This is a genomic window from Methylomonas sp. 11b (genome assembly GCF_000515215.1).
In the GTDB taxonomy this organism is placed as follows: Bacteria; Pseudomonadota; Gammaproteobacteria; order Methylococcales; family Methylomonadaceae; genus Methylomonas.
On record NZ_KI911557.1, the window covers coordinates 2,663,420 to 2,685,893 of the forward strand.

Genomic DNA, 22,474 nt, shown 5'->3' on the forward strand with positions numbered 1-22,474 from the left:
CAGGACTTATTGCCGGCCCTGCAAGGACTGCCGCAACAAGGCCGACGCCTGCTCGGCCGGCACAGGTTTGCTGAAAAAATACCCTTGTCCGTAATTGCACTGCTGTCCACCCAAAAAATCCAACTGACTCTGATCTTCGACGCCTTCCGCTACCAACTCCAGCCTCAGCTGGCCCGCCATGGCCGAAATAGCCGACACAATCGCTCTGTCGTTGGCATCGGTGCAAATATCCTTCACGAACGACTTATCGATTTTTAAGGTATCGAGCGGAAAACGCTTCAAATAACTGAGCGAAGAATAACCGGTACCGAAATCATCCACCGAAATCCGCACTCCCAGCTGCTTGATCTGATTCAGCGTGTCCAGCGTCGTATCCAGCTTATGCATCAAGATGCTTTCGGTAATCTCTAACTCCAACAACTCCGGCGAAAGTTCGGTTTCTTTCAGCACATCCAACACCACATCCAGCAGCTGACGCTGATCTTGGAAACGGTGAAACTGCCGTCCGGACAAATTGACCGCAATTCGAATCGGCATACCGGCCAACTGCCAGGCCCGCGCTTGTTTGCATGCAGTCCGCAATACCCAAGCTCCTATCGGGACGATCAGCCCGGTCTCTTCCGCCAAGCCGATGAATTGATCCGGCATGACGATACCCAAGGCTTGATTGTGCCAACGGATCAAGGCCTCCATGCCGATGATGCAACCGTTGTCGATTTTCACCTGCGGCTGATAATGCAACACCAGTTCCTCCAACTCCAGGGCCTGGCGCAAATGATGCTCCAACTTCAGATAATACTGAGCGGCGCTGTTCATTTCCGGGGTAAAAAACTGATAATTATTTTTGCCCAGTTTTTTGGCGTGATACAAAGCAGAGTCGGCCTGCGCCAGCAACTCGTCAAACGAAAGCGAATTATCCGGATAAATACTGATACCGATACTGGCCCGGGAATAGATTTGATGCTGTTGAACCTGCAAAGGCTCGTTCAAGGCATGTAATATTTTGATGGCCACTTTGGCGGCGTCCAGACTATCTGCAATATTGGGCAGCATGATAATAAACTCATCGCCACCCATTCTGGAGGGCGTATCGCCTTCCCTCAAACAATCCGAAATTCGCTTAGCAACAGCTCTGAGCAATTCGTCACCCACGGCATGTCCAAAGGTATCGTTGATCGCCTTGAAGTTATCCAGATCGAGAAATAGAAACGCGATAATGTCATTCTTGCGCTGCGCTTGCGTAATGAACTGCAAGGCTCTATCGGTTAACAAAGTTCGGTTCGGCAACTCGGTAAGCGCATCGAAATGGGCAATGTAATCCAGGCGTTGCCGTGCACGTTTCACTTCCTCAATTTCCCGGGCGTTATCGATTACCAGCGACAATGAATGCGCAAAACTCAACGCCAACTCTTCATCGTTCTTGGTAAACAGCTCACCACTGTATTTATCGCTGAGATAGATACGCCCATACACCCGGCCTTGATGGGAAATAGGCACCGCCAATAAGGATTTCATCTGCGGATGATGCTGCGGAAAACCGGCGCTGCGCGGGTCCTTGCCCATATCCTCAAGCCGCAACGAGACATTTTCCTCAATCACGACCCCCAACAAGCCCCTGCCCTCCGGTAAATGCCCGATTTGCTGAGCCTGTTCGTCGCTGATTCCGGCATAAATAAATTCCTTCAACGCACCGACATTGTCGACAATTCCAATAGCACCATAACGGGCATCCAATAGCTTGCAAAGCGCATCAATGCCGGCCTGCAATAACTCGGTTTCGATAGATGTATGCGCCAACACTCCCAATAAACTGCGCGCAGCGTCGTTCAATGCCGCCAAACGTTCGACCCACACTACAGTTTGCTCGTGGTTGGTTTCCGCCGCAATCTTAAGGCGCATAGTCTCTTTCAGTAATTGCCGTTCGCGGTTTAGTAGAGCTTCCAAAATACTTTGCCGGGTAACCACACCGACGAATTGACCTTTATTGAGCACGGCCAAGGCGCCCAACTGATTTTCATCCATCAGACCTAACGCTTTGCGGACGCCAAGCTTGGGAGCGACACTAAGCATCGGCCGATGTTCGACCAAATCGGCAAAAATCCAATTGGGATGTTTTGATATATCGTGATCGGTGGCCAAACCGCAAAACTCTTCCGCCGGAGCATCCCGAAACACGGCAAAAACAATATCGCATGCCACGCTATATGGCCGATCCTCCTCCTTGACCCGAGAAACATGCGGCCATAAACAATCGCCAACCGCCAGTTGTTTCATAGCTTGGTATTAAGTTGAACGGAAATATCCATCTCCGCATGCAATATTTCATCGACACTCATCAACGGCTTTATCTGATTCAGCACAAAGTCGATCAACGCGCCTTTGCTGATGCGTTTTAGCAAGCTCTGTCTCACCAAAATATCGCTGATCACATCGTCATCGAACTCAATATGCTCAAACGGTGCTTTTACCAATAGTTCGATAGCCCGGCGCATGGCAATACAGCCAATCGGCGACTCCTTGCCTAATACCAACATATCTTTTAAAGGTGGAATAGCGTATTCACCCAAGTTGGCAGAAATATGAATTTGATTTTGGCTGGCTTTATGCATGGTCTAAAGGTCGAATTATCTGACAAATTGAAAGGTTAATTTAGCAGATTTTCAGCTTTGAGAATTATTTCAGTAACCGCCGACACCAACTTGTAGGCTTCGCTTACCGTTCGACCGCGTGCTATGGAAATGAAGAAAGGAAGGACTTAAAAGTTACCGCTAAAATCATGCACTTTAGCGACTATTCATCCGCAACGGCTACAGAAAGCACTCGGAAAGCGGGAATTTGCATTGCGTTGCCGGCTTGCTTATTTAGACGACGGACGTCAACTAAGCAAACCGGTAAACGCCATCCGGACAAGCAATGAAAGGGGATTGTTCGTTCACAAAACAGGCGGAAATGTCCGCCAAGAACAATTATCTCGGTTCAAACCAAACCGTTCAAAACCATCTATCCAACAGACTCTTAAACTCCCTGTAGTCGTCATTCCCGAGAAGGTCGCAACCGTTATAGACGCTCAGCGAATCCAGTATAGCCACTGGGCTCCCGCTTTCGCGGGAGCGACGATATTTAATAATTAGAATTAACCCGGCCCTTAAATACCGTTCGCTTTGCGTCTATCGAAGGGCACACCAGCCTGGGCTTCGTCGAGCCCAGCCCGAATGGAATATCGGTAATAAATAGGGTCGGGTTAATAGTAATATCGTAAAGTCTTGTCCGGCAAGTTATTGAACCGGATAGATTTAACAGGTCTCAGTTGCCGCCTTTAAAGGTGATTTCCAACGCGTGCAAGGAATTAGCGCAATTGGCGCTGCCTTGAATAGCCGGGTCATCGTGACAGGCTTGGTTTTGGGCGCGAGCCTCCTTAATGTTGGCTACGTACCAGGCGACGGTTTTGACATCCTCGCCAGCCGCTTCATTAGCATTAGTAACATTCAACGCAGTGGTCAAACCCAGCGCGGCAACAGCTGCGGCTACTATCATCATGTGTGCTTTTTTCATAAAAAACTCCTTGGCTTCTCGATTATCGGGGGGACGATTAAAGCCCATGCAAACCCGCATGAGCTGGCGATAATCTAGCAAATAACCCTAACGTTTAAAATGTGGCCGATTGCCGCGCGACAATATGTCTCTACAGTGCGGCATATCACACAATTTTTGAAAACCAACCATACGAGCAACTGATGAAAAGCGTTAACAATAGCTATTAAAAAGGCAAGCTGGCAGTCCTGGCAAACCCGAGGAGAAAAATAAAAAACGGCGCAATAAGCCGAAGCCATTGCGCCAGGAATTTATTTGATTTTGACCAGTTCCTTACCATTGCTGGAGAAACTGCAAATACCGGCCGCGAAGTAAGTGCATTCCTCCGATTGCTCCAATTTGGCACCGTTAGGCGTCAAATGAATTTTCACAGAGCAAGAGCGTGCTTCGCCCTCAATGTGTTTTTTCAATACCAATTCGTTTTCGCCGACGCTCTTAGCTTCATCGGATACCGTTGCGGAACAGGCGTGCTTGCCGGCTTCGTCGGGATTGGGTTCGAAATCCACATCCACCGTGGCGTTAATTTCTTTACCTAAGGTCGTGACCTTCAAATGCTGCACATGATTGCCGTCGCGCAACAGATAATGATCGGTAGCCGCCGCAGCAGTACCGGAAGCCAGCATCGCGATGGCCAGAAACAACGTTTTTCTCATGATGTTACCTCTTCTTATAAGTTTAAGTGGTTCAAAAAGGGCTAAGGCCTATCCGACTTTAGTATGCCATGCCGGACGGTATAGCGCTTAAGCTGGAGGCTTGATTGGGATTGTACCTTACTGATCCCTATTACCAAACATCCCTCGCCCCCACATCCGGGTAACGCGCCGGCAATCGGCAAAGCGCCGCCCAAACCATGAAAGCCCTGGCGATTTATGCCATAATCCGCCCTCATTTTCCCAGGCTGTTTTAACCCCATGTCTAACCGAAAAATCCTTGTTACCAGCGCCTTACCGTATGCCAACGGCCCTATCCACTTGGGCCATCTCGTCGAATACATCCAAACCGACATCTGGGTGCGGTTCCAGAAACAGCGCGGGCACAATTGCTATTACGTTTGCGCCGACGACACCCACGGTACGCCGATCATGCTACGCGCCGACAAGGAAGGCATTACTCCGGAACAATTAATTGCGGATGTGGAAAAGCAGCACCGCGCCGACTTCCAGGAGTTCGGCGTTGCCTTCGATCAATACCACAGCACCCATTCCCCGGAAAACAAAGAATACTCGGCGCTGATCTACAAGCGCCTGCGCGACGGCGGCCACATCAGCCAACGTAGCATCACCCAGGCTTACGATCCGGTCAAAAATATGTTCCTGCCGGACCGCTTCATCAAAGGCGAATGCCCGAAATGCGGCGCGGCCGACCAATACGGCGACAGCTGCGAAGCCTGCGGCGCCACCTATTCACCTACCGAATTAAAAAATGCCGTCTCCGCAATCTCCGGCGAACGCCCCATCGAAAAAGATTCCGAGCATTATTTCTTCGAACTGGGCCATTTCGCCGAGATGTTACGCGACTGGACCACTGCCGGCCACTTGCAACCGGAAGTGAGTAACAAGATGGCAGAATGGCTGGAAAACGGCTTGCAGCAATGGGACATCTCCCGCGATGCGCCGTATTTCGGCTTCGAGATCCCAGACGCACCGGGCAAGTATTTTTACGTCTGGCTGGATGCGCCCATCGGCTACATGGCCAGCTTCAAACACTTCTGCGACCGCCAAAGCCTGGACTTCGACAGCTTTTGGCAAAAAGACAGCACCGCCGAGCTGTATCACTTCATCGGCAAGGACATCATTTATTTCCACGCCCTGTTCTGGCCGGCCATGCTACACGGCGCCGACTTCCGCACCCCGAGCGCAATTTTCGCCCACGGCTTCTTGACCGTGAACGGCGAAAAAATGTCCAAATCCCGCGGTACCTTCATCAAGGCCCGCACTTACCTGGACCATCTGAATCCGGAATATTTGCGTTATTACTTCGCCGCCAAACTCAGCGCCGGCGTGGATGACATTGATTTAAACTTCGACGACTTCAGCCAACGGGTTAACTCGGACCTGGTCGGTAAAGTGGTCAACATCGCCAGCCGCTGTTCCGGTTTCATCGCCAAGCGCTTCGACGGCGTACTTTCCGCTGAATGCACGGAACCGGCCTTATTCCAACAGTTTGTCGACGCCAACAGCACCATCGCCGATCTTTACGAAAGCCGTGAGTTCGGTAAAGCGATGCGGGAAATCATGGCGCTGGCCGACAAAGCTAATCAGTACATCGACGAGAAAAAGCCCTGGCTAATCGCCAAGGAAGAAGGCAAAGACGCCGAGCTGCATGCGGTATGCAGCATGGGCGTGAATCTATTTCGGCTGCTGGTCGTTTATCTACGCCCGGTCATTCCGACGCTGGCAAGCAATGCCGAAAGCTTTTTAAACATCCCGGCGCAAAGCTGGCCGGACGAAGTGCAACCGCTGCTCGGCCATAAAATCAACAGCTTCATACCGTTGATGACTCGAGTAGAGCCTGACAAGATTGCCGCGATTGTGGAAGCTTCCAAGGAAAATCTGGAAAAAACGCCATCGGTGTCAGCCAAACCGGTCAAACAAACTGCCGCTGTAGAACCCAATCCCGAGCAAGTGGCAAAAGCGATAGCCGAACCGATTGCCGAAGCGATAGAGATCGAAGATTTCGCCAAAATAGATTTGCGTATCGGCCGGATCGTCAAAGCCGAATCGGTGGAAGGCGCCGAAAAACTGCTGCAACTGACCGTCGATCTGGGCAGCGAAACCCGCAATATTTTCGCCGGCATCAAATCGGCTTACGCACCGGAAGAGCTGGAAGGCAAATTGACCGTGGTAGTGGCAAATCTAAAGCCGCGCAAAATGCGCTTTGGCACCTCGGAAGGCATGGTGCTGGCGGCCGGCCCCGGCGGCAAAGACATCTGGGTGCTATCGCCGGACCAAGGCGCACAGCCGGGCATGCGGGTTAAATAACGCAAAGCCGTGGAGATTGATTAATTGGCAATGAGCGCGCTAAACGAGACATCGCTAGCCGACCAAATCGACGCACTACTACCGCAAACCCAATGCCGCAAATGCGGCTATCAGGGTTGCCGGCCTTATGCGGAAGCCATCAGTAACGGTCTAGCGGACATAGACCAGTGCCCACCGGGCGGCGACCAAGGCATCCAGTTGCTGGCCGATTTATTAAAAGTACCCGCCAAGCCTTTGAATCCGGCATTCGGTGTCCAGCGCCCGCTACACGTAGCCGTGATAGACGAGGCCGCCTGCATAGGCTGCACCAAATGCCTGCCGCCTTGCCCCACCGACGCCATCCTCGGTGCGTCCAAGCATATGCATACCATCATCGCCGCCTTGTGTACCGGCTGCGAATTATGCATCGCCCCCTGCCCGGTCAACTGCATCAGCATGATCCCTGCAATCAGCGAATGGACCACCGCTAATGCGGACCAGTCCAGACAGCGCCACCAAGCCAAAAACCGGCGCCAAGCCAGAGCGGAAGCGGAAAAATCCGAACGGCTGAATCGGCAAAAACAACTGCTGGCAAAACTCAATAAAGGAAAATCCGCCGTTTAAACCCGGATTGGCGATGACTTTAACGGCATTTAATCTTATAATGGCGCGCTTACCCGATACGGCCCAGTAGCCGTTATATATCCTGAAAGTAAATCCTCTTAGGTTTTCAGGATTAAGGTAAAAAGCCTACACCGCTTGACCGCAAATCACATTGCGCCCGTAGCTCAGCTGGATAGAGCGCAGCCCTCCGGAGGCTGAGGCCAGAGGTTCGAATCCTCTCGGGCGCGCCATTTGATGTTTCCTACCGTACCTTGACCCTGCGTATCATGGTGCCTAGAAAGCTCCAGTACCAAATACTCTTTTGCCATTCCCGGCAAACCCGCTTCCGTGACACTGATTCAGTGGGCGTTTATTAACATGGCCCTTAAATACCGTTCGCATTAATGACCTTGAGGGTACGGAGTCTATCGAAGGGCCAACAACCTCAGGCTTAGACGAGCTCAGCCCGAACGGGGCGCCTGGGATAAATAGGGCCGGGTGAATAATATTAGCCCGGCCCTTAATTCTCTGGAGTCGTCATCCCCGCGAACGCGGAAATCCACTATAGCCGCGGGGCTCCGGCCGTCGTGGGCGCGGCGATATTTAAAGACTAATAAGTAGGCGAATCCGGATTGAAGTCACTCAACACGTTTTCAAGCTCCTCCAACAGGGTCTTTAAAGCTTCGGCTTCTTGAAGCACATGGCTATTTTCTTGGCGGACCGCTCGCACCGGCACTGCATCAGCCTTAATCCTTTGTTTATCCGTTACCGGTTTAGCCGGCATATCGGTTAATAAAGCTTCAAGCCCGCGGCCCAGACCGCGTTTGGGTGGAATATTGTTCATATCAAGTTAATGACAACAGCAAATCCGCGGCATTTGCGGCCGCTTAAGGCCATCATCTCCGGCGCATCGACCCTGTTAACTTCGGCGGAGCCTTGCTGCAACATCATCATATAAATTCCTCTTCTAATCCCGGGGAACCGAGCCAATACAAACCGAATCAACAAATACCGGCACCAATACGCCACCTGATACGGATGCACTCAATCAAGATACCACTAACAAATACCACACCGCATCACCATTCGATACCCCCGTTGCGTGACCGACTCCAGGTATGAATAAGGGATCCAGGTTAAAGCAGGGCTCGACCACTTCTGCCCGCCAACGCGCCATTTTAGCAATTTACCTGCCCGCAAGCCGCTCAGAAATAGCAGCTTAGACTGAATAATATCCGTGGGAGCCTGTCGAACAGTCTTTCTTCAAGTGACAAAGTAAGTAGTCGGCGCCAATCAATCGCTAGACAGGGGTTTGCTGGTTGCGTCGGCCATCCAAATCGCATACCCCTCCGGTAAAAAAGCGCCTATCGCCGGTTTAAGTTCATTTCTTATTCACGGTACGAGCAAAATCGATCCGGAAACAGCGACACTTCCGAAGCCTTCATGGGCAACCACAGAAGGTTCGAGCGTACCTACGAAGCATTCTAGCGTACGCACGGCAGGCTCGGATTTACGCCCGAAACGTTTGGCGGCACTCCCGGCAGGTCTGGACGCACGCACAGACCGTTTGGGGGCATCCACAGAACGCGCGTCGGCACCTCCGAAACGCTTGTGCGCACCGACAAACCCTCTGTAAGCCCCCACAAAGCGTTGGAACACCCCCCCAAAAACTACCCGTTGCCCGGTTGTATTACTATCAGCCAGCCGTAATCTGAGGCCTTGGCCCAACCCAGGTCGCCAAAAAGGTTTAACGGAATTTATCAGGGTCGGTGATTTGCAGTTCCCCTGTGAAATTGACGGAGCTGAAGCCGGATTTTTCCGCCATTTTGGGCGGCTTTTTTCTGTAAACCATGCAAAGCATGAGTTTTTGCAGCTTGAGTATTCCGATGAAATCCGCCACCGATTCCAATGTCGAAACCAACAATCGCATTCCAATCGAAACCCATCAACGTCGCCGACCGGCCAATAGCGGCCTGCCAGCAGATTGAAAAATCAAACGCCTGAAAGACTCGTATATGCCAAACAGCAGACGGCTAAAACTTGGGGTATCTGAACAAGCTTTACCTGATGTAACAAGGGTTCTGACCGGCACACCTAAATAACATCGCGATTGTTACGGAACGTGGGCTTAGTTGAGAGACGTTATTCTCTGGTTAAAGTTGACTCGACTCTTAAGGCGGCTCAAATGTTTCACGGGCCTAAAACAAATTCACTTCACCATGACTCTTCGAAATGCCGCCCTCATACCGCTGCTTTTCGGCAACTATCGAGTCAAGGAAGCCTGCTATTTCCAAACCAAAGTGTTCGATGGCATCGAAATTAGTAACGATTTTCTGCTGAATGACCGGAGACGTTTGCCAATTTTCAGCTAGATTGTGCATGGCTTGGTGCATACACGCGTGAGACTGTTCATGCGGCTGATCAATTTTTGAATAGGATGGCAAATGGCTATAGTTGCTTGCACCTGTACCAAAATGAAACCATTTTCCAAAATTACATTCATGATGGTTAGCCATCACCGCTCTGGCTTCGTCGGAGTTTAATCCTGTTTCCACTGCACGATAGCCATTTTGGATATAAATCAATTGATTGACTTTGGCCAAGGCAATTTCACCGACCATTTGGGTAAAACTGACTTTGCCGTAGGTTTCCATGGAAATATCGCTAACCTCCGTAATGTTATGTTCAAACTGCGCAATCGCCGCTTTCGATTCGTCGGTCATGCTGGCCATACTATCAGTGTCCCCCACGATGACCGTGGTGGCATGAGTGAACTTTTTAATTGTCGTGTTGATTTTTTGAGTAGCGTTTTTGGTGTTTTCAGCTAATTTCCGCACTTCATCCGCCACTACCGCAAAGCCGCGGCCATGCTCACCCGCGCGAGCCGCTTCGATCGCTGCATTGAGCGCCAACAAATTAGTTTGGTCAGCGATACTAGCAATTAACGAGGTGACAGCGGTGATTTCCTTACTACTTTCACTCAACTCCAGCGATGAGTCTTTCATGACTTCAATTTTCTGGATGATGCTCGTCAATTTTTCGATTACATTTCCCAATGAAGCCCGGCTATCGGCGGCGATATTTGACGCTTTACTGGAAATATTTTCTACTTGCCGCATCTGCTCGGTGATCGTCGATAAATCGGACTGACTCCGCTGCAAACTGGATAACAGGTTTTTGGTTTTCATTTGTCCCAGGTGTGAAAACAGCGATTCCCGTAGATTGTTCAGGTAATTCGCCTGCATCATATCCAACGAGGTTTGAATGCTTACCAAACTGCGGCTAAACGCGCCTTGAATGCCCACAGGGTTGGGCTGTCGATAAAACTGCTGCTTTTTGGCGGAGTTGAAACACCCCGCCACTTCTCTCATGTAAGTCTCCACCTGGTCCAAGGCGCTGTTGAATTGCCAAGCCACAGGTGCCAGTTCCGCCCGCTCCGAAATTTGCGTAATGCGATATTCGAGCTTACCTTGCTCTATTTGATGAGCCATTATTTTCAGCGCCGTAAGAATTTGTTTCTCTTCTCGAGCGTTTTGGCGGTACAGATAGAAGATCAGAAAACCAAAGGCATTGGGAATCAGATTAATCCATTCAATACCCGCCATCAGTAAAGACTCCGTGGTGGTGACACTCATCAATACGAGCATCCAGGCTACGCTGGTAGAACCGTTAAAGCGTAAGGATGAATTCATGGTAGCTTTTCCCAGATGATTGCAGTGTTTTGTTTAATACCTCGGTGCCAGCAGAAATCGCGTCACTGCGATCTTGACGTTTTTCAGCAGTCAATATATCGCGGTAGAAATCCTGAATGATGGTCAATTTGTCTTTGTTCGGCTTACGACGGACCGAAAAGAAACCGATGATTTCAGATCCATCGCCATTATTGTCCGCATAACTCGGGGTGACAGTGGCGTGCACCCAATAGAACGAGCCGTCTTTGCTGAGGTTTTTGACATAACCGAAAAACTCTTCGCCTGCTTTGACGGTGTTCCACAGCATGTTAAATATAGTGCGAGGCATATCGGGATGCCGCACAATATTGTGCTGCTTGCCTAAGAGTTCGCTTTCAGTAAATCCGGAAAATTCAATGAAGATCGGATTGGCGTAGGTGATTTTGCCGGTCCTATCGGTTTTGGTCACGATGAAGGCATCATCGCGCATCACGATTTCCCGTTGTGTCGGAATAATTTTTTGGGCCATACAAAAATCCTTGTAAGCTGCTCTTGGCAAATTGTAAGGCCGCTTATTCCTAAAGGATCCAATCTCGAACTGATTTTGGATACTGGCGCAATAGGCAGGCATCTCTATTAATAGTAGCTGACCTAGATCGAAAAAACATTTGGGTGATCACCCAGTAAGCACCAAATAGACTATTTTCAAACTTGATAAGTTATGTCGTGCTACCGACCAAAACTACCCGTCCCTTGCCGGATCCTTTGGCAACATACATAGCATTATCTGCAGCAGACAATACTTCACTGGCCACTGTCCCATGCTGCGGTACCATAGCAACACCAATGCTGGCACCCATACTAGCCGGTTTGCCAAGTAACTCCATGGGTTGGGATACCGATTCGAGTATACGATTGGCAATAATCAGGACAACGTCTGCATCGGCCACATTGCGAATAATGGCTACAAACTCGTCACCACCGAGACGGGCGATAAAATCATCTGCCGCAAGACTATGCCGCAAACGGCTGGCCGCAGCTTTGAGCGCAGTGTCTCCAGCATCATGACCCATGGCGTCGTTGATCAACTTGAAACCATCAAGATCGATAAACAAAAGCGCGAAACTGCTATCGCCACGATTCAAGAATACAGCTTCGAGAGTCTGATTGAAGTGAGTTCGGTTGGGAAGCCCGGTGAGCGGATCGTGCAAAGCCAGAAATTCAATGTGCTGACGTGCGATTTCTTCTTCGGTAATATCGCTGACCAAGCCAATGAATAAACTTTCATTATTACGCCGCACTTCGGTTACAGATAAACGCATGGGAAAGGTTTGGCCATTTTTGCGAAGTCCGGCGACTTTCCTGCCGATACCGATCACATGAGGGATACGCTCCTTCAAATAGCGTCCCAAGTAGTGGTCATGTTCATCACGGTAAGGCGACGGCATTAGCATGGTGACATTTTGCCCAATCACCTCGTCAGCTATATAGCCAAAAATACGTTCTGCGGCATGGTTATAGCTTTGAACCATACCTTGTTCATTAATCGTCAGAATCGCCTCGTAGACATTATCCAGCACACTAAACAAGCTATCCTGAATCAGTGTAATCCGGTGAAAAGAACGCAAACGGGCTTCTAACACATCAAAGTCTATCGGCTTAACCAGATAGTCATCGGCCCCGGCATCTAATCCATGGATCACATCCTTTTTCTCTGATAGTCCGCTCATCAGCAATATTGGCACCCACCGAGCTTTGCTCATCGCCTTGATTTGACGCGTAGCCTCGATGCCATCCATTACAGGCATAATGATGTCCATTAAGATCAGATTTGGCTCTTCGCGACGATAGGATTGGATTGCCTCCTGGCCGTTTTGTGCGTAGGAAACTCGATTACCATGTTGCTCTAGAAAGGCAATTACCGGCAACGCAATCGAGCGAGAATCATCGACAATCAGGATATGCATAAGAAAAGCGACTCTATCAAAATTGGGTTTATGTACTGGCAAGCACTAGGTACGAATTGCTTTTAAAATGACCCAGACTAACTGTACACAAAGAGATGCATTGTTGCTGATAAGCGGCTTTAGGTCCAGAACCGGTCGCTCGGTTGATTAGATGGTGAATGTCTCAGAAGGGTCGAAATACGCAACTTCAGTGAACCATCGTTGCCGGTCAGTAACTTAAACAATTTCCACTCGACCACCACATCCACACAATGGTAAGCCGGACCGTCATCGGCTTCTGGCTTGGCTTTACCCCAATAGTGGAAATACGATGCTGTCACGCTCATTCCCTGATTTGATTGAAATCCATATCTGACAGATATGCTACGCCGCCAGCTAGTGTATTCGCTCGCACGCATTCATCAACAATGAATAGACTCGGCATAGGATGATTTCGGCGTTTGTTAATCGCTGTACCGCTGGTTATGTTTACACGCCAATGTTAAGCCACTCAAAATCGTTTAGCGGTTGTCAGCACCAATAAACCTGAACTCGGTTTGACAATGTCACACCATGCCCTGCTCTTGCAGCATGGCGTAGGCGGCGTTTATTTGTCGAGTTTCTTCCTCGGCGAGTTGTTTGATTTTTGCACCAAACACGCCGACGCGGTCCGGGTGGTATTCGGATATTTTCTTTTTGTATGCCGCTTTGATGTCTATCGGTAGGGCTTCAGCCGTCAGGCCAAGAATTAAATAACAATCCGCCAAAGATTTGATGTGTTGCTCGTCTTCAGGCAGTTTTATTTCGGTTATATACACATTGCGATGTTCGTCGATGTCCAATTTGAATTGTGCATGGCACTTTCGGCAACGCGCTTTGTTACCGTCGATGGGCAAGGTAAATTTGATGTGCTGCGCGCAGGATGGACAGGAAATTGTCCTTACATTGGCAGGCGTTCTAAGGGTGGGCTGTTTTTGATTTTGATGTTTGCGTCGAGTATTTCTGGCATTGAAGACAAGAAGCCCGACCAAAATAATGTTCAATATTAGCGATGCGAACAACGCAATATTGGTCATCAGCCCGGCTAATTGATTGCTCGACGAAATTTAAAATGATGGGGGCGTTAAACAGGCGCCCCGTATTCGTTTGCACGGTCATCGCCTTTTGACACCATCCAGATGACATACGGGATGATGCCGATGATGGTCAGAATAATCAGATACCACCAGCCGCTATGCCCGGTATCGTGTAATCGGCGGATATTAACAGCCAGCGAAGGAAATAGAATAACCAAGTTGGTGATTGCCGTGACGGTTGCCGGCTCGCCGTAGGCCGATTGATCTATGATCCCCGCTATCATCGATACCAATAGTGTGAAAAGCGCGAACCACCAGTATTCGGCTCTCGAGGCTCTACCTGTAAAAACAAATGCCTTTGCAAAACAACCGGACACCGATTCGGTAAACGTCATGTCCCGTCCGTTAGTTACTGGCCCGCGATAGCCGTTATTCGATTGCATGGCTGCGCCACACTCAAGGCAGAAATTCGCATTATCCGGATTTTGCTTTCCACAATTTGGGCAATACATTTCGCTCTCCGACAGAATTTTTAAGTAACGATATTACTGCGATATAGAAAAATGTGTAGGCCGTTCGCACATTTTCATTCAGTTTCGTTTAGCCGCTTTGACGATAGGGACAAAGCCGTTGGCAATGCTGCCTGGCTACCATCCTGGCGCTGCACACCGGTAACCCAACAAATCCCGGCAAATAGAGAACATACAACCTCAGCAAGTTTGTCGCCACTTTGCACGAGACGGTAGATTCAGAAAAATTAGGTGAAACCTTGCCTAAATTAGTTTACAAAAAACGGCTGGTAGTCCTGTCCGCTAATAGGCGGCATAAGCAGACTAAACCGTATTGCGCGGTTTACGCGGATAAACTATTTATTCTTCGTCGACTGCGTCTGCGTCGTCTTTCGGGGCCTGCTCGACAACGCGCTTTTTCGGCTGCTTACTAGCTGACTGCTGATTGATGCGTTCAAGCTGAGCTAGAAAATACGAGTCGTAATTCCAGTTTGGTTTTGCTGCGATGGGTTCGGGTTTGGTATCTCTGATGTCGCTCATAGTATTTTCGTTGATTACACTCGTGTGTGGGCAGATTAACTGCATTGACATAAATTAACGCGTATCGCCAGTAACCGGGAATCGAAGAGGCTAATTGCCTAATACGTTAAGTTTGATTCAGTAGTTATTTGAGCAAGTCGCGCTGGACGGATTAAACAACCGCGGGCTTCAGCATTGAGGTTTTGCCAACCATAATATCCGCTGCTTTCAGCATGCGTTTAAATACCGATTCCTGGCAGTAAGGAATATTATGCTTTTCGCACAGGGCTTTCACTTGCGGCTGCAATTTTTGGTATTGGCTTAGCGGCAAATCCGGCCATAAATGGTGCTCAATTTGGTAATTCAACCAGCCGTAGAAAAAGTCATTCAAATTAGACCCGGTTGGATAATTGACCGAACCCAAAATCTGCCGCAAATAAAACTCTCCCTTGCTATGCGATTTTTCATCGAACATCATCACGTCGTCGCCGGCATGATTGGGAATCATCACCAGAAAGCTGTGCATATTGGTGAGAATTTCCGCCAGAATGGAGTTTATCAATACACTGACAACGGCAAAGCCGCCCAGCGGTAAGAACAGTAACGGTAACAACACAAACCGATACGCCGTATAAGGCAACACGCTTTGCAGCCACAACGCCTTACCTTGGGGCGTAAACAGACTCCAGGCGCCGATACGCGTGGTTTCCGGCTTGGGCTTACCTTGCAAGCGGGCGGCATTCAAAACTAATTCTTTATGCGTGCGCGGCGTGTAATAAATGATTTTCCAGATACCGGAAAAAAACGCCACGATGACATAGCGTTGCCAAATGGGCAGTTTGGATTGCCGCAACCATTCCATGTTGTGTTGGGCATTGTTGGGGTCGGTTTCTTCACCCAAGTTGTAATGATGCAATAAATCATGTTCGTGATGCCAGCCGGCGGGAGTCATCCAATCCGGCCAATCCAAAAACCGCCGCCAACCCTTTGCAAACTTCTTGCTGGTGTAATTTTTATCCACGTCCTGCATTTTATCGAAGGCTTTATGCACGATGGGATGGCCTACCCCGGTCCAGCGGGAAAAACTACCTTGACTGATCAACAACGCTGAAATCGGATTGGGGAAAATCCAGGCAGTAGCGTAACCGATGAGCGAACAAACTTTTCCCCAACGTTCCACCTTTTTTAAGTGGTCGAAATCTGCGGGACCAATATCCGCTAACGCTTGTTTGTGGATTTGACTGATGTCTTTGGCTAATTGCTCGCGATCAACCGACTGGTAACTATTTAAACTCAAAATGTGTTGTCTCTGTAAAGTGCAAGGGAAGGATGTTGGATTCCTTCGGATAAAAAAGTCAGGATTGGAAGGCTCCGGACGGTGCTAAAAACCAGCCGAGGCTTGGACAAATTGACTGGCCGGGCAAGATGGCATAAGTCTATACACCATCCGTATTTTTGCCTGCTTTCTCAAACTTCCCGGCACTTTGCACGTGAGTGTAACGAGGCAATTTTTAAAAAGGGTAATGGGTTGATATTAATGGTGCCGGCAATAGGAATCGAACCTACGACCTTCGCGTTACGAGTGCGCTGCTCTACCTGCTGAGCTATGCCGGCGTATGATTATCTATTTGTAGATGGCTTTGGGGTCTTTCAGCACAGGCTCGGTGGTGTGCCATTCGCCGTCTGCCAGGCTACGAAAAAAACAGCTTTCCCGGCCGGTATGGCAGGCGATACCGCCTTCCTGCTCAATTTTAAGCAATATTACGTCGGCATCACAATCCAATTGTATATCGATAACCTTTTGCCGATGACCGGACTCTTCGCCCTTGCGCCACAAGCGATTACGCGAACGAGACCAATATACCGCATAACCTTCGGCAACCGTTAAGGCCAGTGACTCGCGATTCATCCAGGCAAACATTACCACGCGGCCGCTATCGTGCAGTTGCGCGATGACCGGCACCAAGCCGTCTGCGGTCCACTGGATTTCTTCCAGCCATGCCGCGCTCATAAACGCACCTCTATGCCTCTGGATTGCATATGTTTTTTGGCCTGCTCTATCGTATATTCGGCAAAGTGAAAAATGCTGGCGGCCAGCACTGCGTCCGCTTTGCCTTCGATGATGCCGTCAGCTAAATGATCGAGATTGCCGACGCCGCCGGAGGCGATGACCGGAATGCTGACCGCTTCGCTGATGGCGCGGGTCAAAGCCAAGTCAAAGCCGGATTTGGTACCATCGCGGTCCATACTGGTCAACAAAATTTCGCCGGCCCCGTAGTCTTTCATTCTCACGGCCCATTCGACAGCATTGATACCGGTTGGCTTACGGCCGCCGTGGGTAAAGATTTCCCAACGGTCTTCCTCGCCATCGCCACTAACTTTTTTGGCATCGATGGCAACCACGATACATTGCGAGCCGAATTTTTCGGCGGCTTCCTTGACGAATTCCGGTCTAAACACTGCGGCGCTGTTGATACCCACTTTGTCCGCACCGGCATTGAGCATGCGGCGAATATCCTCCAACACCCGGATGCCGCCGCCCACGGTCAGCGGAATAAACACTTCGCTGGCCACTTGCTCGACCACATGGACGATGGTGTCGCGGTTGTCGTGGGTAGCTGTGATGTCCAGAAAGGTGATTTCGTCCGCGCCTTCCCGGTCATAGCGACGGGCAATCTCCACCGGGTCACCAGCATCGCGGATATCGACGAACTTAACGCCTTTAACGACGCGGCCGTTATCGACATCCAGGCAGGGAATAATACGTTTGGCTAAGCTCATTGTTTACGATTTACCGGCTAATAGCTCAGACATCGGCTCCGCCGAAAGACTCGGCGAGCTTTTCCCCTTCGGCAAAATCCAGCGTACCTTCGTAGATGGCCCGCCCGGTAATAGCGCCCATGATACCTTCGTGCGCTACCTCGCCGAGGGCGCGAATGTCGTCCAAATTGGTAATGCCGCCGGAGGCGATGACCGGAATATGCACCGAACGCGCCAATTTGGCAGTGGCCTCCACGTTGACGCCTTGCATCATGCCGTCGCGGGAAATATCGGTGTAGATAATGGCGGCGACGCCGTTGGACTCAAATTTTTGCGCCAGGTCGATCACATCGTGGCGAGACAGTTTCGACCAGCCATCTATCGCTACTTTGCCGTCTCTGGCGTCCAGACCGATGATGATGTGGCCGGGAAACTCAATCGACACGTCGCGGACAAAATGCGGTTCGCTGACGGCCTTGGTGCCGATAATGACATATTGCACACCGGCCTCTAAATAGGCCTGGATGGTGTCTTCGTCACGGATGCCGCCGCCGATTTGCACCGGCACATCGGGATAAGCCTGGACGATGGCGTTAATAACCTGGGCATTTTTCGGTTTACCGGCGAAGGCGCCGTCTAAATCGACTAGGTGCAATCGTTTTGCCCCTGCCTCTACCCAACGCCCGGCCACAGCCACCGGATCGTCCGAGAATACGGTGTCGTCTTCCATACGACCCTGGCGCAAACGGACACATTTTCCTTCCTTCAAGTCAATTGCGGGTATCAGCAACATATTTAAATCTCGACAGTTAAAACACTAAATCTAAAGGTTAGTAAAGCCAACATCTAAGGGTTGGGGAGTTACGCGGCTCCATCCCATGCCAGGAAGTTTTGCAATAGCTGCAATCCTACGGTCTGGCTTTTTTCGGGATGAAATTGCACGGCAAATTTATTATCTTTTGCCAGTGCGCAGGTAAATGCTTGCGGATAATCGGCCGTTGCAGCACTGTCGCGCGAATCGTCCGGCGCCGCATAATAGCTGTGTACGAAATAAAAGCGGCTATGATCCGGAATATTGTGCCAGAGCGGATGCGGGTTTTGCTTGACCTGATTCCAGCCCATATGCGGGATTTTCAAAACATTACCCTCGGCATCCAGCATGTGATCGGCAAAACGGCGGGCGTGACCGGGGAATATATTCAGACAGGTAATGCCGTCGTTTTCCTCGCTGTCGGTTAGCAAGGCCTGCATACCCAAGCAGATACCCAGAAAAGGTTTGCTTTGCGCTACTTCACGAATCACATCCGCCAAACCACTCTCGTTCAGGGCCTGCATACAATCGCGTATCGCCCCAACACCGGGAAACACCACGCGATCGGCCGTGCGGATCACCGAAGCATCGGCTGTTATTTGCACATTTACGCGGCTATCGGCATGTTGAAGCGCTTTGGCAATGGAATGCAGATTTCCCATTCCGTAATCGATAACGGCTACTGATGACATAAAACTAGAGATACAAGGTCGGGGTTTCTAGGCGAAAAATGGGGAAATTATAGACTGCCTTTAGTGGAAGGCATGATACCGGCCATCCGCTCGTCATGGCTGATTGCCATCCGCACGGCCCGGCCGAATGCCTTGAATACGGTTTCGGCAATATGATGAGCATTGCCGCCTTTCAGATTGTCGATGTGCAATGTGACGCCGGCATGATTCACAAAGCCCTGGAAAAACTCTTTAAATAAATCCACATCGAAGCTGCCAATAAAGGCGCGCTTGAATTCCACTTGATAAAACAAGCCGGGACGGCCGGAGAAATCCACCACCACCCGCGATAACGATTCATCCAGCGGGCAATAGGCGTGACCATATCGGTAAATGCCTTTTTTATCGCCTAGCGCTTTGGCAAAGGCTTGACCGAGCGTAATGCCAATGTCTTCCACGCTGTGATGGGCATCGATATGTAAGTCACCATGCGACACAACTTCAATGTCTATCAATCCGTGTCTGGCTATTTGATCCAGCATGTGATCCAAAAACGGCAAGCCGGTGGTAAACGCGGCCGTGCCGTTGCCGTCGAGATTAATGGAAACTTTGATCTGGGTTTCGAGCGTATTGCGCTCAACCTGGGCGGTGCGTGGGTTCATGCTTGATGCGAATGGCTTATTTCGGCGCTAGTTTACGTGATTGTGACAACTACGCCAAACTCTTGCTGGCGATCTCATAAACATCCTTGGACAGATGCTCGGTAGCGACGATACGCTGTAATTGCTGTTTCATCAAGCCCTGCCGGGCTGCGTCATAACGCCGCCATTGCGCCAACCCGGTCACCATCCTGGAGGCGATTTGCGGATTTAGGGTATTCAGCGCCAAGACCTGATCGGCCAGGAAGCGATAACCCTCGCCGTTTTGGGCATGGAAGTGCAGCGGATTGGCTTGACTGAAAGCGCCGATCAAGGAACGCACGCGGTTAGGCGTCTTCATATCGAAAGCAGGATGCTTCATCAAGGCCTGCACGGTCGCAAAGGTATTGGGCATGCTACTGGTGGCTTGCAAGGTAAACCATTTGTCGATAACCAGCGCTTCTTGCCGCCATTGCACATAAAAACTGTCCAAACTTCTGGCCTTGGCCGGATGATTGCTGTTCACAATCGCCGACAAAGCCGCCAATTGATCGGTCATATTCCGGGCACTGTAGAACTGCTGCTCGGCGATATGATAAACGTCCGCATTTTCCAGTTTGCTCAAATAACTCAAGCAAGCATTTTTCAAACGCCGCCGCCCCACTGCACCGGCGTCGAAACTGCCGGATTCGTCCCGATGATGTTCCGAGTACAACTGTTTAAACTCGACTTGCAATTGCTCGGCCAGGTTTTTTTTCACAAATTCGCGGGCTTGATGGATGGCTTCGACATCGATGATAGCCATCTGCCCGGACAAATAACTTTCTTCCGGTAACGCCAACAATAGTGCTTGATAAGACAAATCGCCGCTGCTATCGGTCAACACGCTACGATAAGCATCGACGATAACCGGTTCCAACTGCAAAGGCCGGCCCAACTCTATTGCGTCGATCAGCTTGAAAATCACCTGCACCGCCAATTGCTGACCGGCTTCCCAGCGATTAAAGGTATCGCTGTCGTGCCGCAGCAAAAATGCCAATTCGTCCAGGCTACGCTCCATTTTCAGCGTAACCGGCGCGGAAAAGCCTCTTAGCAAGGACACGACCGGCTGCTGTGCCAACTTATCAAAGCTAAAGGTTTGCTCCGCTTCCGTGACATTCAAGGTAATTTCCGCCTGGCTGGCACCGTTGCAGTGAATCTGCGCAGCCGAACCGTCGGCGGCAAGTAAGCCCAGCTTTACCGGAATATGCAGCGGAGCTTTCACCGGCTGGTTGGGTGTGGGCGGACAGCTTTGCTGAATGGTCAGATGCAGTTGTTGCGATTCGGCGTTGTATTGCTGACTGACTGTCAACACCGGCGTACCGGCTTGCGAATACCAAAGACGGAACTGGTTTAATTCCACGCCATTAGCGCCTTCGAGCGCCTTGACAAAATCCTCGCAAGTTACCGCCTGACCGTCATGGCGTTGAAAATATAAATCACAGCCCTTTCTGAAACCGGCCGCACCCAGCAAGGTGTGCAGCATCCGCACCACTTCCGCGCCTTTTTCATAGACAGTCAGCGTGTAGAAATTGTTGATTTCGATATAAGCTTCCGGACGAATCGGATGCGCCAGCGGGCCAGCATCCTCTGCAAACTGGCGAGTGCGCAAGGCGTTGACGTCTTCTATGCGTTTCACGGCTGGCGAGGTGCGATCGCCACTGAATTGCTGGTCGCGGAAGACGGTAAAGCCTTCCTTCAAACTCAACTGAAACCAGTCGCGGCAAGTTACCCGGTTGCCGGACCAGTTATGGAAATATTCGTGACCGATCACGCCTTCGATATGTTCGTAATCGCTGTCGGTAGCGGTATCCGGCCGAGCCAGCACAAACTTGGTGTTGAATACGTTCAGCCCCTTGTTTTCCATCGCGCCCATATTGAAATGGTCGACCGCGACGATCATGTACAAATCTAGGTCGTATTCCAGACCGTAGGTTTCTTCATCCCAACGCATCGCGTTTTTCAAGGACTGCATCGCGTGAGCGCATTTGTCGACATTGTGCTGCTCGACAAATATTTCCAGCGCGATATTGCGGCCGCTCATCGTAGTAAATTGGTCAGCCACGCATTCCAACTGCCCGGCCACCAAGGCAAATAAGTAACAAGGCTTGGCGAATGGGTCTTCCCAGCTTACCCAGTGCCGATTGCCATCCAATTCGCCGCTGCCGGTTTTATTGCCGTTGGACAGCAAGACCGGATATTTGCTCTTGTCCCCAATCAAGGTGGTTTTAAACCGGCTCATCACATCCGGCCGGTCCAAAAACCAGGTGATTTTCCGAAAGCCCTGCGCCTCGCACTGGGTACACAGCATGCTGCTGGATAAATACAAACCTTCCAGCGCCGTGTTAGCTTGCGGATTGATGACATTTTCGATGACGATCTGAAACGGCCTATCCTGCGGCACTTCATGCACGACCAAGGCTTCTTCGCCCAGGACATACTGGCTTTGCTCCAGCAATTGGCCGTCTATCGCGATACTGACCAACTGCAATTCCTCGCCAAGCAAGGTCAATGCGGTACTGCTGTCCTGGCTTTGCGGATTGCGGCGCAGACTCAAGGTCGAGCGGACCTGCGTGTGTTGCTCGTCCAAATCGAAATTCAGTTCAATCTGTTCGATCAGATATTCGGGTGGGGTGTAGTCTTTCAGGAAAACCGTTTGCGGGCTTGCATCGCGCATCAT

Annotated in this window: 22 protein-coding genes, 2 tRNA genes and 1 pseudogene; 4 read left to right on the plus strand and 21 right to left on the minus strand. The window is 50.3% G+C overall.

Going from position 1 to position 22,474, the window contains the following annotated elements; all coding sequences use genetic code 11:
* Window positions 1–6: 6 nt before the first annotated feature.
* From METH11B_RS0112790 to METH11B_RS0112805, 4 genes are all read right to left on the minus strand, one after another.
* Window positions 7–2,199: an EAL domain-containing protein gene (locus METH11B_RS0112790; RefSeq protein WP_231499615.1), complete on the minus strand. Its 2,193-nt coding sequence runs from the start codon at window positions 2,197–2,199 to the stop codon at window positions 7–9.
* A gap of 71 nt (window positions 2,200–2,270) precedes the next feature.
* Window positions 2,271–2,609, minus strand: a complete 339-nt coding sequence (locus METH11B_RS0112795) for a hypothetical protein (RefSeq protein WP_020484531.1) — start codon at window positions 2,607–2,609, stop codon at window positions 2,271–2,273.
* A gap of 694 nt (window positions 2,610–3,303) precedes the next feature.
* On the minus strand, window positions 3,304–3,552 hold the full coding sequence (locus tag METH11B_RS0112800; protein ID WP_020484530.1) for a hypothetical protein: 249 nt from the start codon (window positions 3,550–3,552) through the stop codon (window positions 3,304–3,306).
* Window positions 3,553–3,842: 290 nt separating this feature from the next.
* A complete protein-coding gene (locus METH11B_RS0112805; protein ID WP_026602353.1) occupies window positions 3,843–4,244 on the minus strand; it encodes a hypothetical protein in 402 nt (133 codons plus the stop codon).
* A 258-nt stretch (window positions 4,245–4,502) separates the two neighbouring features.
* Between METH11B_RS0112805 and metG the strand changes: the two genes are divergently transcribed.
* The 3 genes from metG to METH11B_RS0112825 all read left to right on the plus strand — a co-directional run bounded on the left by metG (window position 4,503) and on the right by METH11B_RS0112825 (window position 7,405).
* Window positions 4,503–6,572, plus strand: coding sequence for a methionine--tRNA ligase (gene metG, locus METH11B_RS0112815; protein ID WP_026602355.1), 2,070 nt, complete (start codon window positions 4,503–4,505; stop codon window positions 6,570–6,572).
* Between the two features lie 30 nt (window positions 6,573–6,602).
* Entirely contained in the window at window positions 6,603–7,175 is a 573-nt protein-coding gene (locus METH11B_RS0112820; RefSeq protein ID WP_026602356.1) for an RnfABCDGE type electron transport complex subunit B, read from the plus strand.
* A gap of 153 nt (window positions 7,176–7,328) precedes the next feature.
* Window positions 7,329–7,405: transfer RNA gene (locus METH11B_RS0112825), tRNA-Arg, on the plus strand.
* A 359-nt stretch (window positions 7,406–7,764) separates the two neighbouring features.
* Here the strand turns inward: METH11B_RS0112825 and METH11B_RS0112830 are convergent.
* Entirely contained in the window at window positions 7,765–7,998 is a 234-nt protein-coding gene (locus METH11B_RS0112830; RefSeq protein ID WP_026602357.1) for a hypothetical protein, read from the minus strand.
* Window positions 7,999–9,013: 1,015 nt separating this feature from the next.
* On the opposite strand from METH11B_RS0112830, the gene METH11B_RS29990 reads away from it, so the two are divergent.
* Window positions 9,014–9,142: a hypothetical protein gene (locus tag METH11B_RS29990; protein WP_269319477.1), complete on the plus strand. Its 129-nt coding sequence runs from the start codon at window positions 9,014–9,016 to the stop codon at window positions 9,140–9,142.
* 210 nt (window positions 9,143–9,352) lie between these two features.
* Here METH11B_RS29990 and METH11B_RS30170 read toward each other — a convergent pair whose 3' ends face one another.
* From METH11B_RS30170 to pepN, 16 genes and pseudogenes are all read right to left on the minus strand, one after another.
* Window positions 9,353–9,808, minus strand: coding sequence for a CZB domain-containing protein (locus tag METH11B_RS30170; protein WP_442919031.1), 456 nt, complete (start codon window positions 9,806–9,808; stop codon window positions 9,353–9,355).
* Window positions 9,800–10,846: pseudogene (locus tag METH11B_RS29995) on the minus strand (methyl-accepting chemotaxis protein); the annotation flags it as partial. The gene METH11B_RS30170 and the pseudogene METH11B_RS29995, both read right to left, overlap by 9 nt.
* On the minus strand, window positions 10,824–11,354 hold the full coding sequence (locus tag METH11B_RS0112855) for a PAS domain-containing protein (RefSeq protein WP_026602359.1): 531 nt from the start codon (window positions 11,352–11,354) through the stop codon (window positions 10,824–10,826). The pseudogene METH11B_RS29995 and the gene METH11B_RS0112855, both read right to left, overlap by 23 nt.
* 190 nt (window positions 11,355–11,544) lie before the next feature.
* Entirely contained in the window at window positions 11,545–12,792 is a 1,248-nt protein-coding gene (locus tag METH11B_RS26765) for a GGDEF domain-containing response regulator (protein ID WP_026602360.1), read from the minus strand.
* Between the two features lie 119 nt (window positions 12,793–12,911).
* Window positions 12,912–13,112: a hypothetical protein gene (locus METH11B_RS0112865; protein ID WP_155931122.1), complete on the minus strand. Its 201-nt coding sequence runs from the start codon at window positions 13,110–13,112 to the stop codon at window positions 12,912–12,914.
* 225 nt (window positions 13,113–13,337) lie between these two features.
* Window positions 13,338–13,847, minus strand: coding sequence for a DnaJ domain-containing protein (locus tag METH11B_RS27860; RefSeq protein WP_026602362.1), 510 nt, complete (start codon window positions 13,845–13,847; stop codon window positions 13,338–13,340).
* 47 nt (window positions 13,848–13,894) lie between these two features.
* Window positions 13,895–14,359, minus strand: a complete 465-nt coding sequence (locus METH11B_RS0112875) for a DUF805 domain-containing protein (protein WP_081733797.1) — start codon at window positions 14,357–14,359, stop codon at window positions 13,895–13,897.
* A gap of 357 nt (window positions 14,360–14,716) precedes the next feature.
* Window positions 14,717–14,896, minus strand: a complete 180-nt coding sequence (locus tag METH11B_RS0112880; RefSeq protein ID WP_155931123.1) for a hypothetical protein — start codon at window positions 14,894–14,896, stop codon at window positions 14,717–14,719.
* A gap of 151 nt (window positions 14,897–15,047) precedes the next feature.
* Window positions 15,048–16,172: a fatty acid desaturase family protein gene (locus METH11B_RS0112885; protein ID WP_026602364.1), complete on the minus strand. Its 1,125-nt coding sequence runs from the start codon at window positions 16,170–16,172 to the stop codon at window positions 15,048–15,050.
* 241 nt (window positions 16,173–16,413) lie between these two features.
* A tRNA-Thr gene (locus METH11B_RS0112890) sits at window positions 16,414–16,489 on the minus strand.
* A 10-nt stretch (window positions 16,490–16,499) separates the two neighbouring features.
* Window positions 16,500–16,886, minus strand: coding sequence for a phosphoribosyl-AMP cyclohydrolase (hisI, locus tag METH11B_RS0112895; protein ID WP_026602365.1), 387 nt, complete (start codon window positions 16,884–16,886; stop codon window positions 16,500–16,502).
* The gene (hisF, locus tag METH11B_RS0112900) at window positions 16,883–17,656 is read right to left on the minus strand and encodes an imidazole glycerol phosphate synthase subunit HisF (protein WP_026602366.1); all 774 of its coding nucleotides are present in this window, start codon (window positions 17,654–17,656) and stop codon (window positions 16,883–16,885) included. The genes hisI and hisF overlap by 4 nt, the downstream gene beginning before the upstream one ends.
* A gap of 25 nt (window positions 17,657–17,681) precedes the next feature.
* Window positions 17,682–18,428, minus strand: a complete 747-nt coding sequence (gene hisA / locus METH11B_RS0112905; RefSeq protein ID WP_026147134.1) for a 1-(5-phosphoribosyl)-5-[(5-phosphoribosylamino)methylideneamino]imidazole-4-carboxamide isomerase — start codon at window positions 18,426–18,428, stop codon at window positions 17,682–17,684.
* A 68-nt stretch (window positions 18,429–18,496) separates the two neighbouring features.
* Window positions 18,497–19,138, minus strand: a complete 642-nt coding sequence (hisH, locus tag METH11B_RS0112910; protein ID WP_036275943.1) for an imidazole glycerol phosphate synthase subunit HisH — start codon at window positions 19,136–19,138, stop codon at window positions 18,497–18,499.
* Window positions 19,139–19,185: 47 nt separating this feature from the next.
* Window positions 19,186–19,779 carry an imidazoleglycerol-phosphate dehydratase HisB gene (gene hisB, locus METH11B_RS0112915; RefSeq protein ID WP_026602368.1) on the minus strand — a complete coding sequence of 198 codons (594 nt, stop codon included), beginning with the start codon at window positions 19,777–19,779 and terminating at the stop codon, window positions 19,186–19,188.
* 49 nt (window positions 19,780–19,828) lie between these two features.
* A complete protein-coding gene (pepN, locus tag METH11B_RS0112920) occupies window positions 19,829–22,471 on the minus strand; it encodes an aminopeptidase N (RefSeq protein WP_036277495.1) in 2,643 nt (880 codons plus the stop codon).
* Between the last annotated feature and the right edge of the window lie 3 nt (window positions 22,472–22,474).